This is a genomic window from Ruegeria sp. CL7, assembly GCF_056536445.1.
In genome coordinates this window covers 1,688,072-1,705,188 of sequence record NZ_JBQFPQ010000001.1, presented here as the reverse complement: position 1 = coordinate 1,705,188, position 17,117 = coordinate 1,688,072, and the positions used below count along the sequence as shown (strand labels likewise).

At 58.0% G+C, this 17,117-nt stretch carries 14 protein-coding genes; 10 read left to right on the top strand and 4 right to left on the bottom strand.

Translation table 11 applies throughout. From position 1 onward, the window contains the following. Positions 1-282: 282 nt before the first annotated feature. Complete coding sequence (locus tag ACR0LI_RS08555) at positions 283-1,044, top strand: NAD kinase (RefSeq protein WP_245217987.1); 762 nt, start codon at positions 283-285, stop codon at positions 1,042-1,044. A gap of 241 nt (positions 1,045-1,285) precedes the next feature. On the opposite strand, the gene ACR0LI_RS08550 is transcribed toward ACR0LI_RS08555, so the two are convergent. From ACR0LI_RS08550 to ACR0LI_RS08540, 3 genes are all read right to left on the bottom strand, one after another. Beyond that, a complete protein-coding gene (locus ACR0LI_RS08550) occupies positions 1,286-2,737 on the bottom strand; it encodes an amidase family protein (protein ID WP_480489711.1) in 1,452 nt (483 codons plus the stop codon). An 89-nt stretch (positions 2,738-2,826) separates the two neighbouring features. After that, a complete protein-coding gene (gene prpE, locus ACR0LI_RS08545; RefSeq protein WP_480718337.1) occupies positions 2,827-4,716 on the bottom strand; it encodes a propionate-CoA ligase PrpE in 1,890 nt (629 codons plus the stop codon). A 366-nt stretch (positions 4,717-5,082) separates the two neighbouring features. Beyond that, positions 5,083-7,356 carry an NADP-dependent malic enzyme gene (locus ACR0LI_RS08540; RefSeq protein ID WP_171633733.1) on the bottom strand — a complete coding sequence of 758 codons (2,274 nt, stop codon included), beginning with the start codon at positions 7,354-7,356 and terminating at the stop codon, positions 5,083-5,085. A 185-nt stretch (positions 7,357-7,541) separates the two neighbouring features. Between ACR0LI_RS08540 and ACR0LI_RS08535 the strand changes: the two genes are divergently transcribed. From ACR0LI_RS08535 to upp, 7 genes are all read left to right on the top strand, one after another. Next, positions 7,542-8,246: a hypothetical protein gene (locus tag ACR0LI_RS08535; RefSeq protein WP_480718336.1), complete on the top strand. Its 705-nt coding sequence runs from the start codon at positions 7,542-7,544 to the stop codon at positions 8,244-8,246. Continuing rightward, positions 8,209-9,312 carry a cupin domain-containing protein gene (locus ACR0LI_RS08530; RefSeq protein WP_171633728.1) on the top strand — a complete coding sequence of 368 codons (1,104 nt, stop codon included), beginning with the start codon at positions 8,209-8,211 and terminating at the stop codon, positions 9,310-9,312. Before ACR0LI_RS08535 ends, ACR0LI_RS08530 begins: the two co-directional genes overlap by 38 nt. A gap of 68 nt (positions 9,313-9,380) precedes the next feature. Then, a complete protein-coding gene (locus ACR0LI_RS08525; protein ID WP_171723615.1) occupies positions 9,381-9,797 on the top strand; it encodes a cytidine deaminase in 417 nt (138 codons plus the stop codon). Positions 9,798-9,801: 4 nt separating this feature from the next. Then, complete coding sequence (locus tag ACR0LI_RS08520) at positions 9,802-11,109, top strand: thymidine phosphorylase (RefSeq protein ID WP_210092785.1); 1,308 nt, start codon at positions 9,802-9,804, stop codon at positions 11,107-11,109. Continuing rightward, positions 11,106-12,317 (top strand): phosphopentomutase, encoded by a 1,212-nt coding sequence (locus ACR0LI_RS08515; RefSeq protein WP_171723613.1) that lies wholly within the window; start codon positions 11,106-11,108, stop codon positions 12,315-12,317. The genes ACR0LI_RS08520 and ACR0LI_RS08515 overlap by 4 nt, the downstream gene beginning before the upstream one ends. Continuing rightward, positions 12,314-13,300 carry an adenosine deaminase gene (locus tag ACR0LI_RS08510; RefSeq protein WP_171633721.1) on the top strand — a complete coding sequence of 329 codons (987 nt, stop codon included), beginning with the start codon at positions 12,314-12,316 and terminating at the stop codon, positions 13,298-13,300. Before ACR0LI_RS08515 ends, ACR0LI_RS08510 begins: the two co-directional genes overlap by 4 nt. Then, complete coding sequence (gene upp, locus ACR0LI_RS08505) at positions 13,297-13,929, top strand: uracil phosphoribosyltransferase (protein ID WP_171633718.1); 633 nt, start codon at positions 13,297-13,299, stop codon at positions 13,927-13,929. The genes ACR0LI_RS08510 and upp overlap by 4 nt, the downstream gene beginning before the upstream one ends. A 6-nt stretch (positions 13,930-13,935) precedes the next feature. Here the strand turns inward: upp and ACR0LI_RS08500 are convergent, their stop codons facing one another. Further along, positions 13,936-14,949: a hypothetical protein gene (locus tag ACR0LI_RS08500; protein ID WP_171723611.1), complete on the bottom strand. Its 1,014-nt coding sequence runs from the start codon at positions 14,947-14,949 to the stop codon at positions 13,936-13,938. A 147-nt stretch (positions 14,950-15,096) separates the two neighbouring features. Between ACR0LI_RS08500 and ACR0LI_RS08495 the strand changes: the two genes are divergently transcribed. Continuing rightward, positions 15,097-16,032, top strand: a complete 936-nt coding sequence (locus tag ACR0LI_RS08495; protein WP_209547115.1) for a DMT family transporter — start codon at positions 15,097-15,099, stop codon at positions 16,030-16,032. A gap of 282 nt (positions 16,033-16,314) precedes the next feature. After that, a complete protein-coding gene (locus tag ACR0LI_RS08490) occupies positions 16,315-17,088 on the top strand; it encodes a Hint domain-containing protein (protein ID WP_348539514.1) in 774 nt (257 codons plus the stop codon). Positions 17,089-17,117: the final 29 nt, after the last annotated feature.

The following is a 17,117-nucleotide window of genomic DNA, read 5'->3' as shown; positions in this document are numbered from 1 at the left end:
CTCGATCTCGTCGCGCTGACGACCCAGTTCCGACGTGATCGAGCCAAAAAGCTCGGGATCACGATCAGAAAGGGACTGGGTGAAAAATCCGGTATCACGAAGATTGGCGTTCATGGGCGCTCCACATGGCTGGGTAAAAATCTTGCGGATTTCCTATCGGAAACGCCACATTCGCAAAAGGCTTAAAGCGACGATTTGGCCCGCTGCGGCGTCAAGACTGGCCTATCGGGGAAAGGTATGTTTGTTTCGGAACCAAATGTGCAGCACCGGAAACCGGAAAACATGAAAAAAAGAATCGCCTTTCTTGCCAGTGAGGTCAAAGTGGCGCAAACGGCCCGGGATATTCTGGTGTCCAAACACGGTAATGTGGCGCCCCGCGACGCAGATGTTGTGGTTGCTCTTGGGGGTGATGGCTTCATGTTGCACACTTTGTACAATGTGCAGCATCTCGATACTCCGGTTTACGGGATGAATCGCGGCACGATCGGCTTTCTGATGAATGAGTATCACGAAGACGATCTGATGGCGCGGTTGGAGGATGCCGAAGAAGAGGTTATTAACCCGTTGGCCATGCAGGCGATGGACCAATCAGGAAAACTGCACCAAGCCTTGGCGATCAACGAAGTGTCATTGCTACGCGCCGGTCCTCAGGCAGCAAGGCTCAAGATCAGCGTAGACGACCGGGTGCGCATGGCCGAATTGGTCTGTGACGGGGCATTACTTGCCACTCCTGCGGGATCGACCGCCTATAACTATTCCGCGCATGGGCCGATTGTTCCGATTGGCGCTGACGTTCTGGCCCTGACACCCATCGCGGCGTTTCGCCCACGGCGGTGGCGCGGTGCCTTGTTGCCGAAAATGGCGAAAGTCAGGTTCGATGTGGTCGAAGCTGACAAGCGACCCGTCATCGTGGCTGCTGATTCCGTTTCTTTCCCGGACATAGACTGGGTCGAGATCAGGTCGGAACCAGCCATTGCGCACCGTATCCTTTTCGACCCCGGCCATGGGTTGGAAGAACGTCTAATATCCGAACAATTCACGTAAAATCGGCCATCTCCGAATTTTTTCTCACGCCTATGTGAAGCAGTTCACAGGAATTCCCTTAACGATTGGCTAATGTGAAATTGCCCGGAGAACACGCCAAGGTGGGAGTGAGTGGCCACCTGAACGGCGTATTCGAATGATTGCGCAGATTTTGCGCTGGCGAGGGTGGGTGGTGCTACGCTCGTCATCAGAAATCCGGGCTTATTTTAGCAGTCGGACCCCGGGTACAATGTCCCGGGGTCTATTTTTTGCAGCCGCCCTGCAACTCTGACTTCTCCCAAAGCGGCAGGCACATTTGGCCCACGCGTGCCTCGATTGCCGAGGCCGCATCCACCGCCAGATCTTCGCGCCAGCGCTGTGCTGCAATCTGAACATTGATCGGCTGTGGGCCCTTTGGCAATTCAGCCAGCCGGGCCGGGACACATGCCGCAGGCAGGCCCAGAAAGTTCATCGCATAGGAATAAACGGCGCACCCCAGAACCTCATGCACTCCGTCGGCGCCTTCGGTGTCCCGGTCAGGTTTGAAGAACGGCTGTGGCAGGAAAGGCGACAGCACCAAAGGGTAATCTTGTAAAAACAGGGACCATTCCCGCGCATAGTGGCTTCGTTTGGCCAGCATCTGAACCATCTCGGTTTCGACAATTGGCGGGAACTCCTGGAAATAGACCGCAAAGATATTCTGAATGGTTTTCGAGCCGACCGTTTCGATATCTGATTGCATGAGCGTGAGCACTTCGCCCATCAGCGTACGGTAACCGATCCGACCGCATTCAAATACATCAGGCGGGTCAATCTCTTGCACCACATAACCCGCATCGGTCAGTGCGTCCCGTGCCGTGTCGAGCGCTTTTTCCACCTCGGGGTGCAGGGCATAGCCGAATGTGTTCTTGGTAAAGGCCACCTTGACGGGCGCGTCAGGATCGGGACCACGCCAGGGCATCGGCACGTGAAACGGGTCACGCGCGTCGGCGGCGATCAGGCTGGGCATGGACAGATGCAGGTCAGCAGCCGACCGGGTTATCAGACCCTGAACTGACATCGACTGCGCCAGCAAACCGCGTTCGACTTTCTGGCTTGGGTTCCACGCCGGGACACGCCCCAGCCCGGGTTTCACGGTCACGGCTCCGTTGGCCGCCGCGGGAAAGCGCAGGCTGCCGCCGATATCGTTGCCGTGGGCCAGCGCGCCGATTCCGGCCATGACCGCGACGCCAGCCCCACCGGAAGAGCCGCCGGGCGAGATATGCCGCCCCCAGGGGTTGTGCGTACGCCCATACAGCGGATTGTCCGTGTCGGCGCGGAAAGAGAACTCGGGCGTGTTGGTTCGCCCGACAACAACAGCCCCTGCCTTTAGCAGATTGCTCACAACCGGGGCGTCATCCGGTGCAATCACATCTTTCAATGCGACGACACCGTTGGTTGTGGCATGGCCTTTTTGGTCAACGTTCACCTTGATCGTGACCGGCACGCCATGCAGCGGACCCGTGGGTTTGCCGCCAGCCCGCGCATTGTCCAGCGCTTCGGCACGTTCCAACGCTTGCTCGCGCAGGTTTTCCACCACCGCATTCAAACCGGGGTTGACCTCATCCATTCGCTCGATCGAGGCCCGAACCGCCTCGGTTGCACTCAGGTCGCCGCGTCTTGTCAGGGTGGTCAGGTCTGTGGCGCTGAGACGCCAGATATCGGTTTGTGTCATGGGTCCTCACTGTCTTAACGTGACAGTAGAGGGGCTGCTTCCGGTTGCAAGAGAAGACAAAAAATGGGCGGCTAATGCCGCCCCTCGGGTTACTTGGCGTAACCGATTGTCTGCAAGGCCTCTTTGATCTCGTCAAGAATGGCTGGATCATCGATCGTTGCAGGCATTTTGTAATCCTGACCGTCTGCAATCGACACCATCGTACCCCGCAGGATTTTACCCGAACGTGTCTTGGGCAACCTGTCGACGACGACGGCCAGTTTAAAGGCCGCCACCGGGCCGATCTTTTCCCGCACCATCTTGACGACCTCCTGAACCACGTCGCCATGATCCCGATCAGCGCCGGCATTCAGGCACAGGAACCCAACGGGCATCTGACCTTTAAGCTGATCCGATACGCCGATCACCGCGCATTCCGCGACGTCCGGGTGAGCGGCAAGCACTTCCTCCATCCCCCCGGTCGACAGGCGGTGACCCGCGACGTTGATGACATCATCGGTGCGGGCCATGATGTAAAGATATCCGTCCTCGTCGATCATGCCGGCATCGCCGGTTTCATAATACCCGGGGAAATGCTCCAGATATGACTTCCGGAACCGTTCTTCGGCGTTCCACAAGGTCGGCAGGGTGCCTGGAGGCAATGGCAGTTTGACCGCGATGGCCCCCAGTTCGCCGGCTTTCATTGGGTGGCCGCCTTCGTCGAGAATTTGCACATCATAGCCGGGCATCGGTTTCGCGGGCGAACCCAGCTTAATCGGAAGCTCTTCGATACCCAGCGGATTTCCGGCGATGGCCCATCCGGTTTCGGTCTGCCACCAATGGTCGATCACCGGAACCTTCAGCGCATCCTGCGCCCAGATGATGGTGTCGGGGTCAGCCCGTTCCCCCGCAAGATACAGTGCCCGTAGATGAGACAGATCGTACTTGGCGATCATTTCGCCTTTGGGGTCTTCTCGTTTCACGGCACGGATCGCCGTAGGGGCGGTGAAGAAGCTTTTAACCTTGTGTTCCGAGATCACGCGCCAGAAGGTTCCCGCATCAGGGGTGCCGACCGGTTTGCCTTCGAACACAATCGTCGTGTTGCCGTGGATCAGGGGGGCATAGCAGATATAGGAATGTCCAACGACCCAACCCACATCGGAGGCCGCCCAGAATACATCACCGGGATCAACGTCATAGATGTTCTTCATGGTCCAGTTCAGTGCCACCAGATGTCCGGCAGTGGGACGCACGACACCCTTGGGTGCCCCCGTGGTGCCCGATGTGTACAGGATGTAGGCCGGATCATTGCCGTCGACGGGAACACATTCCGCCGGTTCGACACCGTACTGGAACCCGTGCCAGTTGTAGTCGCGGCCTTCGATCAGCTGCGCAACTTCCTGTTCGCGCTGAAAGATGACGCAGAAATCCGGCTTGTGCTTGGCAAGTTCGATGGCACCGTCCAGAAGCGGCTTGTAGTGTACGACCCGGCCAGGTTCCATACCGCAGGACGCTGCAATGACGGCTTTGGGTTTGGCGTCGTCGATGCGAACTGCCAGTTCGTTGCTGGCAAATCCGCCGAACACAACGGAATGCACAGCGCCCAGACGTGCGCAGGCCAGCATCGCCTCAAGCGCCTCGGGGATCATCGGCATGTAGATGATGACGCGGTCACCTTTCTCGATACCTTTCGCCCGCAGCGCGCCGGCAAGATTGGCCACGCGGTTGCGCAGCTCGACATAGGAAATCTCGCGCTTGGTATGGGTGATCGGGCTGTCATAGATGATGGCGGTCTGCTCGCCGCGCCCGTTTTCCACGTGGCGGTCCACGGCGTTCCAGCAGGTATTGACCCGTGCGTCGCTGAACCATTCGTACAAAGGCGCGTTGTCGTCGAACAGAGCTTTGCTGGGTTCTTTGACCCAATCGATCCCCTTGGCGGCGTCCATCCAGAACGCCTCGGGGTCTTTCTTCCAACTGTCATAAACGTCCTGATACGCCATCTCGTCCTCCTCACAACGACTTGGTCTTTGTGTTAGGACCCAGAAAACTATCGGGCAAGCGCGTCAAATGACGACGCGTCAGTTTATCGCAAAATATTTGCAGTAATTCGCGCAACAGCTTGCAAATTTTTGCAAACATCTTTTCCAGCATTGGATTTTCTGCGCCAAAAAGGCCATTTTGCAAACTTGCAAATTCGACTGTGCAAAAGATCACGTCCGAGGCGACTCGGCGCAAAGCCAATTCACCATTCTTTCGCGTGCCCCATGGCTCCCAAGGAGAAGCAACCACATATAGCAGTCAAAAGGTGAGAATTGTGTTAACCGCACCCCTATGGGGGATGCGGTTTTGGGCGTCGGGCGGTCGGCTCACCCGTAATGCGCCACCGGGGTCCCCGCGATGGCAGCCATGTTCAGCAATCCGCGTGCGGTAATGGACGGGGTGACGATGTGCGCCTTGTTGCCCATTCCCATCAGAATGGGGCCAACTTCGATCCCGTCCGCTTTCATTTTCAGGATATTGCGCACGCCGCTGGCCGCATCCGCATGAGCAAAGATCAGCACATTTGCCGCGCCCTGTAGGCGAGAACCCGGAAAAATTCGTGCCCGAAGATCCGCATCAAGGGCCGCATCCAGGTTCATTTCGCCTTCATAGACAAAGTCGCGCGGTTTCTGGTCCAGGATGTCCAATGCAGCGCGCAGGCGTTTTCCCGATCCTTCTGCCTGATTGCCGAATTGTGATTGCGAACAGAATGCGATCTTGGGTTCGATCCCAAATCGGCGAACATGCCGCGCGGCGCCAATGGTGGATTCCGCCAGTTCTTCGGGTGTCGGCAATTGCCGGACATGCGTATCGGCGATGAACAGGGGGCCGTCTTCCAAAATCATCAGCGACAACGCGCCGTGCGGACGCAGGTTTCCATCGTCAAGCACCTGTTCAACATAATTCAGATGCCAGCGATACTCGCCGAACGTGCCGCAGATCAGGCTGTCAGCCTCGCCCCGATGCACCATAATCGCGCCGATGGCGGTTGTATTTGTGCGCATGATCGCCTTGGCCAGATCCGGGGTCACACCTCGGCGCTGCATGATCTGATGATACGAGTTCCAGTAATCGTAATAACGCGGATCGTTTTCCGGGTTCACGATCTGGCAGTCTGTGCCCGGGCGAATGGTCAGGCCCAGTTTTTCGCATCGGGATTCGATGACTTCGGGGCGTCCGATCAGGATCGGTGTTTCCGTTGTTTCCTCAAGAATGGCCTGTGCAGCCCGCAGCACCCTTTCATCTTCGCCTTCGGCAAATACGATGCGACGGGATGCGACGGCCGCGGCCTCGAATACGGGGCGCATCAAAAGCGCCGACTTGAAAACAGACTGGTTGAGTTTTTCCTTATAGGCCTCAAGATCCTTGATGGGGCGCTTTGCGACGCCGCTTTCCATGGCTGCCTTGGCAACGGAAGACGAGACGACACCCACCAAACGCGGATCAAAAGGTTTCGGAATCAGGTAATCCGGCCCAAAGGTCAGTTGCTCGCCCTTGTAGGCGGCTGCCGCCTCGGCGCTTGTCGTCGCGCGGGCCATTTCCGCAATGCCGTCAACGCAGGCGATCTGCATTGCGTCATTGATCTCGGTCGCGCCCACATCCAGAGCGCCCCGGAAGATAAACGGAAAGCACAATACGTTGTTGACCTGATTGGGAAAATCGCTGCGCCCCGTGGCGATGATCGCGTCCGGTGCAACCTCACGCGCGGCCTGAGGCAGAATTTCTGGCGTTGGGTTGGCCAGTGCGAAGATGATCGGACGATCGGCCATTTTCTGAACCATTTCAGGCTTCAGGACATTCGGGCCACTCAGGCCCAGAAACAGATCCGCATCGCCGATTACATCATCCAGAGTCCGCAATTCCGTTTTCTGAGCAAACTGCGACTTGTGCGGGTTCATATCCTCGGCGCGCCCCTCGTAGACGAGCCCGTGAATATCGCACAGCCAGATGTTTTCCTGTTTCACACCCAGTTTCACCAGCATGTTCAGGCAGGCAATCCCCGCAGCCCCGCCGCCGGTTGATACGACTTTGATGTCCGCAAAGGATTTCCCCGCCACATGCAAAGCGTTCTTGGCCGCAGCCCCGACGACAATTGCGGTTCCGTGCTGATCGTCGTGAAAAACGGGAATGTTCATGCGCTCGCGGCACAGCTTTTCGACAATGAAACAATCCGGTGCCTTGATGTCTTCCAGGTTGATGGCCCCGAATGTCGGTTCTAGTGCGCAGACGATATCCGCCAGCTTTTCCGGATCAGGCTGGTCTACTTCGATATCAAAACAGTCAATACCAGCGAATTTCTTGAACAGGACGGCTTTGCCCTCCATCACTGGTTTCGAGGCCAGCGCCCCGATATTGCCCAGACCAAGAACCGCGGTGCCGTTGGATACCACGGCGACAAGGTTGCCGCGCGCCGTGTACTTTTCCGCGTTTGCGGCGTCGGCTTTGATTTCAAGGCTGGCCTCGGCCACGCCGGGCGAATAGGCGCGCGCCAGATCGCGACCGTTGGCCATCGGTTTCGTGGCCTTGATCTCAAGTTTTCCGGGTTTCGGATGGGCGTGATAGTCAAGCGCGGCCTGTCGCAGGCTGGGGGTGTCAGACATTGAAGTTTCAGTTCCCTCTTAGAATTTGATTTAACATTAAACTATTCGTCCAAGCTTGGCTACGTTGCGTAATTTTGCCGACGTGGCGCAGTTGCACACCCGAAATGGGTTGAATTTTGACATATTTTTTTTACGTCTAGGCAACTTTGCGAAACGAACAAACACTCAGGCAAGACGAAGCAGTAATGACTTTCAAAGCAAATGATCAGGTCGATGGCCTGTTTTGCGGTTCTGTGTCGGATACTGGAGTTGTGCGGCGAACCCTTTGGTTTGCGGTGCTGTCAGGTGTTGTGCTTCTTGGTGCTGTTGGCATCTGGCCAGAACAGGCACTGGTTTTCAATCAGGAAGGCGGGTTGTTTGAAACAATTTCCGCCGCGTGTTTGTTTGCAGCAGGTGTGGCGGCTTTGTGGCGATATCCAGGTGTCACCCGGCTGTATATCGGGTTGGCATTCCTGTTGTTGGCCGAGCGTGAGCTGGAAGCAGGCGTTTATCCTGAAGGCAGTTTGCCGTTCCTGATCCTTGACGGTCTGGATGTGGTGCTGGACGTCACTCTGGTCAGGGTCGTTCTGGCCTGCGTTGTTCTGGGCGGTGTCATCTGGCATGGGATCCCGACGGGATGGTGTGCTGTCAAACAGCGCGCGTCTTTTCTGATCGTGTTCATTGCGGCCGGCTGTCTTGCCGTCATCGCTCAGCTTCTTGAAGAATTCACCGGTCTGCACGGCCAAGCTTTGTCGTCAGTTGTGAAGACGCGCCTTTTTGTGATGGAAGAAACGCTCGAGATGTTCTTTTCGATTGGCATTTTGGCCTCTGTTCTGATCGGATGGTCAAAATCGAATTCTGACGAGACATCTCATGACAAAGACATACGTGCCTTCCCGGACCCAAGCTGAATTCCGGTTGCCTACCCAGGAAATTCGAAACGACATCCCCTTTTATACAAAGGTGTTGGGGATGCAGATGGACATGATCTATCCCGCGGACGATCCGCGCGTCGCAGTGTTTTCGGGGCACGGTCTGCGGCTGCGGATTGAAAAAGACGCGCCCGAAGCTCCGGGAACCTTGCGCATCCTGACAGATGACCCGGAAAGCTTTGCAGATGGTCAACGCGTTCTTGTCGCGCCGAATGGGACCCGGATCGAAATCGAAGAGCGTAATCCGCCGCTGGTGATGCCTGAAACAGTTCATTCCTTCGTGGTGCGCAGGCTCAAGGATCAGGCGCCATGGATCATCGGTCGGGCGGGGATGCACTATCGCGATCTGGTGCCGGATCGTCTGGGTGGATCGATCATCGCCAGCCATATCCGCATCCCGGACGGGGGCCCGGTGCCCGATATGGTGCATTTTCACAAAGTCGGGTTCCAGCTGATATTCTGCATTCATGGCTGGGTGGATGTCGTCTACGAGGATCAGGGAGAGAAAATGCGCCTGACCGCAGGGGATTGCTTTATCCAGCCGCCGGAAATTCGTCACCGCGTGCTCGAGGCGTCAGACAATGTTCAGGTCATCGAGATAGGTGTGCCAGCGGAGCATGTCACGGAAATCGACCATGACATGCAGCTTCCTACGCCGCATTTTCGCCCGGACCGTGAATGGCAGGGGCAGCGCTTTGTCTACAACCAGGCCAAGGATGCTGAATGGGTGCCATTCCGTCTTCCAGGTTACATCTGCCGCGATACGACAATTGCCGAGAACACCAAAGGGGTCGCTGGCGTCCAGGTCGTACGCAAAGGGCAGGGCGATACCGAATGGGCCAGTCACGATACGGACATTCACTTTACCTTCGTGATGGACGGGGCGGTAACACTGGAAGGCGAGGGGCGCGAGCCCTACCGGCTGGAGCAAGGAGATGCCTTTGTCATCCCGCCCGGGATGCGCACGCGCTTGTCCTCGCCCTCGGACAACATCGAGTTGCTGGAAGTAACCTTGCCCGGTACGTTCACGACAACACTGGGCTGACTGAAAAACACTGGCTGGGGGCTTCAATTCCTCGGCCTTTTTACGTAACGATCCAAATTTCTGACCAGATGATCAAAAAACGGGGAATCGCCATGTCGCTCAAAGACGCTGCCTTGTCAGTCCGCGAAAACGCCTATGCGCCTTATTCGAATTTCAAGGTTGGCGCAGCGCTTCGGACTTCGACGGGTCAGATCTTTTCCGGGTGCAACGTTGAAAACGTGGCCTATCCCGAAGGCACTTGTGCCGAGGCCGGCGCAATTGCCGCGATGGTCGCCGCAGGTGAGCAGGAACTGACCGAGGTCTATGTGGTCGCCTCCAGCCCTCAGCCTGTGCCGCCTTGCGGTGGGTGTCGCCAGAAACTGGCCGAGTTTGGCAAGCGCGACGTTAAGGTTACTCTGGCAACCGTGGACGGTGCTGAATTTAAGACAACCATCGGGGATTTGTTGCCGGGCGCATTCGACGCGTCTCATATGGAGGATGTCTGAACGCATGGATGCCCGCTCGATCATAGCAAAACTGCGCAGGCAGGAGGTGCCCGGTCGCGAGGAGCTGACCTGGTTTGCGCAGGGGCTTGCGGATGGAAGCGTCAGCGACGCGCAGGCCGGGGCATTCGCCATGGCTGTCTGCATGGGCGGATTGGGCCCTCGGGGGCGTGCGGATCTGACGATTGCGATGCGCGACAGCGGTGACGTTCTGACGTGGGACGTGGACGGGCCGGTGATCGACAAGCACTCGACCGGAGGGGTCGGGGATAGCGTCAGTCTGGTTCTTGCTCCGGCGCTGGCGGAATGTGGGGCGTATGTCCCAATGATCTCGGGCCGGGGTCTTGGGCATACCGGCGGAACGCTGGACAAGCTAGAGGCGATACCGGGAGTCAGCACTCAGATCGGGCAGGACCGCCTTGCGCAGATTTTACGCGATACCGGCGCGGCCATCGTCGGGGCGACCGGCCAGATCGCGCCGGCAGACAAGCGCCTTTATGCGGTGCGGGATGTGACCGCGACGGTCGAGAGCCTGGATCTGATCACGGCGTCGATCCTGTCCAAAAAACTGGCCGCCAGCCCGGACGCGCTGGTTCTGGATGTCAAAACCGGCAGCGGTGCTTTCATGAAAACGATGGAAGATGCCCGCAAATTGGCCACCGCATTGACCGAGACAGCAAACGCAGCAGGCTGCCGCACGTCGGCGGTGATCACGGATATGAACCAACCATTGGCCCCGGCGTTGGGGAATGCCTTGGAAATCGCGGAAGTGATGAAGGTGCTGACCACGTCGAATGCGTCCCCTTTGGCAGACATTTCCGCCGAGCTGGGGGGGGTCCTGCTGACCGATGCAGGAATGTGCGGAACGGTTGAGGAAGGGCGTGAGAAGATCTTTGAAACCATCCGTGACGGCCGCGCTGCCGAACGGTTCGGGCGTATGATGGCAGCGGTTGGTGGCCCGGTTCAGTTTGTCGATACCTGGGCCCGCTTCCTGCCTGAGGCGAATGTCATCCAAGAGGTTCCGGCCCCGCAGGACGGCTTCATCTCGGCCGTTGACGGAGAAGCTCTGGGTCTTGCCGTGGTTGCGCTGGGCGGTGGCCGTCAGGTCGAAAGTGATGAGATCGACCCCGCCGTCGGAATATCCAGTGTTCTTCGGCTTGGGGATCGCGTGTCAAAAGGCGCGCCGATTGCAGTGATCCATGCTGCTCGGGAAGATGCCGCGCGCCGAGCAGCTGAAACCGTGCTGAGCGCGATTGAGATCAGCGATATGGCTCCGACGTTTCCGGATCTGATCCACGAAAGGATCAGCGTATGAGCCGTGCATTTCTCGTCGTCATGGACTCCGTTGGAATAGGCGGTGCGCCTGATGCCGATCGTTTTTTCAATGGCGACGTCCCGGATAGTGGGGCAAATACGCTGGCCCATATCGCGCAGGCCTGTGCCTTAGGGCGGGCCGAAGACGGGCGCTCGGGCCCTTTGATCCTGCCGACCCTCGATGCGCTGGGTTTGGGTGCGGCTGCGCGACTGGCGTCTGGGGACGCAACCCCGGGATTGAACGCGAAACCCAATGGGCTGTGGGGCTGCGCGCGCGAGCATTCGCCCGGCAAAGACACGCCCTCGGGCCACTGGGAACTGGCAGGTCTGCCGGTGCCGTGGGATTGGCACTATTTCCCCGATACTGTTCCGGCTTTTCCCGCGGGCCTGAGCCGCGCAGCGGCCCAGGCCGCCGGGACCGAAGGCATCCTTGGCGATTGCCATGCCTCGGGCACGGCGATCATCGCCGAACTGGGTGCCGAGCATATGCGAACCGGCTGGCCGATCTGCTACACCTCAGCCGACAGTGTGTTTCAGATCGCAGCCCATGAAGAGAGTTTCGGACTGGACCGTTTGCTGGGTATGTGCCGCGCACTTGCACCGCGCTTGCACAAGATGAAAGTGGGCCGTGTCATTGCGCGCCCCTTTGTCGGCTCGCCAGAGGCGGGATTCGAACGGACTGCCAACCGCAAGGATTTCGCCATTCTGCCGCCCGCACCGGTTCTGACCAATTGGGTGCAGGATGCCGGGCGGAAGGTGCACGCGGTGGGCAAGATCGGCGACATCTTTTCCATGCAGGGTATCGACACGCTGCGCAAAGGGTCGGACGCTGAACTTATGCGGCACCTTTCAGAGCTGGTGGATGACGCCGAACAGGGCAGCCTGACTTTTGCCAACTTTGTTGAATTCGACAGTCTTTACGGCCACCGCCGCGATATCAGCGGCTATGCCCGAGCGTTGGAATGGTTCGATCACGAGATCGGCAAGATTCTGGCCAGGCTGCGCCCCGACGACCTGTTGTTGTTGACCGCCGATCATGGCAATGATCCCAGCTGGACCGGGACAGATCACACACGTGAACAAGTGCCGGTTCTGATTTCCGGGTCGGGCACGGGGCAGATCGGCCAAGTGGACTTTGCCGATATTGCCGCCAGCATCGCCCATCACCTGAACATTCCGGCGCAAGGGCCGGGAAGGAACTTTCTATGAGCGTCGCCGATCTGCCGAAAATAGAACTGCACCTGCATCACGAAGGCGCCGCGCCACCGGCATTCATACGTCAGCTTGCGCATGAAAAACGAGTGGATCTGAGCGGTATCTTCAAGCCGGACGGATCCTATGATTTCCGCGATTTCGCGCATTTCCTGAATGTGTATGAAGCTGCTTGCGAAGTCCTGAAGACGCCCGAAGACTTCCGGCGGCTGACATTGGCCATTCTTGAAGAAAGCGCCAAAAACGGTGTCGTCTATTCTGAGACTTTTCTGAGCCCCGATTTTTGTGGCGGCGGCGACCTGCACGCCTGGCGGGACTATCTGAACGCCATTCAGGACGCGGCGGACGAGGCCGAGCGCAAGTTTGACATCACCCTGCGCGGCGTCATTACCTGTGTGCGCCATTTCGGCCCCGATCAAGCCAAGCGCAGCGCCTATTGCGCGGCAGAGACTGCGGGCGACTGGATCACCGGTTTTGGCATGGGTGGCAATGAATCCGTTGGCACTCAGGGCGATTTCAAATGGGCGTTTGACTGCGCGCGCGAGGCCGGCCTGCGGCTGACGACACATGCCGGTGAGTTTGGAGGCCCTCAAAGCGTGCGCGATGCCGTCCGCGATCTGGGGGTCGAGCGCATCGGGCACGGTGTTCGCGCCATCGAGGATCCGGACCTTGTTCGCGAATTGGTCGACCGGGACATCACTCTTGAGGTCTGTCCGGGATCGAATGTGGTTCTGGGGCTTTTCCCGGATTTTGCGACACATCCAATCGCGGCCCTGCGTGATGCGGGCGTGAAGGTCACCGTCTCAACGGATGACCCGCCATTTTTTCACACGACCATGCGGCGGGAATATGAAATGCTGAACGTAGCTTTCGGCTGGGAGGCCGAAGATTTTGCGGCCCTGAACGAGACCGCCCTGAATGCGGCCTTTTGCGATGACGCCACCCGTGCGCGGGTCAAGAAGAGACTGGAGAAAACATGAGCGAACATCTGACCATCGTCGATCACCCTCTGGTGCAACACAAACTGACGCTCATGCGGGACAAGGGCACTTCGACCGCCGTGTTCCGGCAGTTGCTGCGCGAAATAACGCTGCTGCTGGCCTATGAGGTCACGCGCGACATTCCCCTGACCACGCGTAATATCGAAACGCCGATGGAAGAGATGGACGCTCCCATACTGGCGGGCAAGAAAATGGCGCTGGTGTCGATCCTGCGTGCCGGAAACGGAATGCTGGATGGAGTGCTGGAGCTTGTTCCCTCTGCGCGTGTCGGCTTTGTCGGTCTGTATCGCGACGAAGAAACGCTGAAGCCCGTGCAGTATTACTTCAAGGCACCCGAGAGCCTGAAAGACCGTTTGGTTATCGCGGTGGATCCGATGCTGGCCACCGGCAACAGCTCGGCCGCGGCGATTGACCTGCTGAAAGAGGCGGGGGCGACGGATATCCGGTTTCTGTGCCTGTTGGCCGCGCCGGAAGGTGTGGCGCGTATGAAAGAGGCGCACCCGGATGTGCACATCGTCACTGCCGCATTGGACCGCGAGCTGAACTCGAAAGGCTATATCATGCCGGGTCTGGGTGACGCGGGCGACCGGATGTTCGGAACCAAGTAACCCGGCTTATTCACCGCATATGTTTTGTAGCCGGACCCAATCACGGTCCGGCAACACCTGCTCCAGTGTCCGGCCGGCCATGGGATCGGCCTCGATCAGACCCAGTACTGATTCACCGGTAATGTCCTGAGCATAGGCGTAAGGGGTAGAGGGCAGGGCGCTTTGCGAGAACATCGCCAGCAAGTCATCGTCCGGAAGGGAAGGTCGGGGCTGCGAAAGGACCTGTTCGGTATAGGTGTCGATGATCTCAGGTGTCAGTTCCCCGGTCGTCAACAGCCGAAAGGCCGAGGCCGCTCCGGTTCTGTCCAGCAGATCATCCAGCGGGTCGTTGAGCGCCGCCCGCGCGCGTTCTGCAATAACATAGCCTGCTGCGACAGCAGGGTCTTCGTGGTCTTCAACCAGCGCCCGGTTCAACAGAACGGTGCCACCCGGCAAGCTGAGACTGTCCTGAACGCCGGCGGGCAGAATAATGATTTGCCGTACGCCCGTACGACTGGCCAACCGATCCAGTGACGCCTGCGCATCCACAGACGAGCAGGCCTGTCCCGAGACGCGCTCGATCCGACGCAGTATCGTGTCTCCGATTTCCTGTCGTTTGATTTCGGGCACGACCGAGACAACATGGTTTTGCAACGCACCGGGCAGCCAAAACAACAATACGGCCAGAACCGCGGCCACAACGCCTCCGACGCTCATCCAGCGCAAACGGCCGGGATGGGGGCGCGAACGTTCGATGGCATGTTGCAGCCGATCGATCGCTTCAAGCATCGTGGTTTCGGATTCTCCCAGTTCCAGTGTCTCATCCGGATCACCGTCGGGGCAAAAAACAGCCGGAAAGACACCGGGGTTCTGTCTTTCAAGCGCCGCCAAAGACCAATGCGTCAAAGCCCTGTCATTGAAATCGGAGATGGTCAGGGTCGCCTTGCCAATCGATACCACAACTTCGCGCCGCTGTTCATCGGGCGAAGGGCGCCACAGACCGGTGGCTTCGATCCGCTGGTACTGTTTCAGGGCCGTCATCTGGTTGGGGTCTGCTCGAAATTGTTTTGCCGCAGCTTAGCATGGTGAAAACGCCGTGCGCAAACCTGTTGCGCAGGTATTCCGATTTGTGCTGGATACCCGTCAGGAAAAAGATCGCCGATCTTTGATCGCAACAAGGGCGCGAACATGCAGGCAGATACGACCACCTCTCCGGTGCTGGCTTCAGCCCTTATGGTAGCAGCAATGGCAATTATCGGCGTGATCGACAATGTTGTGATCCTGCTGGCCGAGACGGTCGGGCTGTGGCAGTTCCATTTTATGCGGGCATTGCTGATGCTGCCGCTGATTGTCGGGCTGTCCCTATTGGGGCTGGGCGGGCTGAGGCCGCAACGGTGGAGGGCGGTCATCTTACGCAGTCTTCTGATTACGACGGCCATGTTTTTCTATTTTGCATCGCTGTCGATGATGCCGATTGCGCAAGCTCTGGCAGGGTTGTTCACCTCGCCGATTTTCGTGCTGTTGATTTCGTCCATTGCGCTTGGGCAAAAGATCGGGCCGTGGCGCATTTTGGCTGTGTTGGTCGGTTTTTCGGGCACTCTTCTGGTTTTGCAGCCAAACCCTGTCGAATTTGACATGCGTTCGGTTTTTCCAGTTGCGGCAGGTTTTTTCTATGCCTTGAGTTCGATCATGACGCGGACATATTGCGCGCGTGAAAGCACGGTTGCGATGCTGGCAGCGATGGTCATTACCCTTGGGCTGTCGGGGGGCGTGGGCGCCGCCTTGTTCACGCTTGCACCCGTTGCCACGCTGGACGGGCCGGACGGCTTTGTTACACGGGGTTGGGTCTGGGAAGTGGGGCCCGCGCTGCAATGGATTGTTATTCAGGCGGTCGGGTCGACGATTGCGGTCTTCATGCTCATTAAAGCCTATCAGATAGGCGAGACCTCTTACGTGGCCGTGTTCGAGTACTCGGTGATGATTTTCGGGCCGCTCTTTGCATTCGTCGCACTGGGTCAGACCCTCGATTTGATGCAAGTGTCCGGGATTGTCCTGATCGCGACGGCAGGGGTTTTGCTGGGCTGGCGGGCAAGGCGGTCATCCACCCAGCAAGATTTTGCCTGACACGTACAATAGCGCTCTGCCAACGTTTTTTGCACGCTGCAACCTCAACAAGCAGGTTCATTTCAACGGAACAGGTGCAAATGGATTCGTAAGATCCATTCATGCTGACCGTTTCGGAAATTGCACAAAAGCCTGTTTATGTCTTGCAAGTGTTTACCAAATCGCCCCGGAAATGCGCTGTGACGGCCCAAAATGGGCAAAAATATGTCTGAAATAAGACAGCCCCGATTTTTGATGTTAGCTGTTTGGCATAGTGAGTTTGTGCCAAAGGGGGTTAGGCACGTGTCTGAAGTTACGAGTATTTCTGTTTATCTTGATCAGTCGTCCGACACTGATCCAACCAGTTTGAACCATGCCGTGAACGCGCGCCGTGGTGGTTTTTTGAGCGACACGAAGGTTGCGACAACCAGCGGATGGAAACCGGTTGAGCGCATTGCAGTCGGCGATCTCGTCCGAACTCTGGATCACGGGTTCAAAGAGGTGCGCCGCATCTCGACCAGCGTCGTGGTCATTCCTGCCGAAGAGCGCCGTTCCGAGTATTTGCCGGTTTTCGTGCCGGCACGCGCCGCGTATAACGGGCGCCCCGTTTGGCTGATGCCCGAGCAGGGCATCGCTCTGAACCTGTCGCAGTTTGATGCCAATGTCAGCGGATGTTCCGTCGTATCCGCAAGACTGCTGAATGGCGTGGGTCGGCTTATGTCGCAGGCACCGGGATCGTCGTTCGAGGTCCGTTCCCTGTTTTTCGACGAAGATCAGGTGATCTTTATCGAGGGCGGCCTGCAAGCTTACTGCCCTTCCGGCCTGTTTAACATGCGCGGCAGGGTCAGCGGGGCTGGTTACGATGTCGCCGATGAAGAGACCGGCCCAAAGCTGGTCAACCTGATTGCAAGCAGGGGAGATATGTCAGCCCTTGCCAACCCATTGGGTGCCCTGCCTGCACCCATTCCGCAGGAACCGATATTTCCGATCCGTCCGCCCTCTGGGGTCAGGCGGCCGGGTCGACCGGGGCGTCCAAACGCGCCGGTGCTGTTTCTGCGGCCCGAATGGCAGATCTAACCAAACACTGACAAAAACGATGCAGGCGC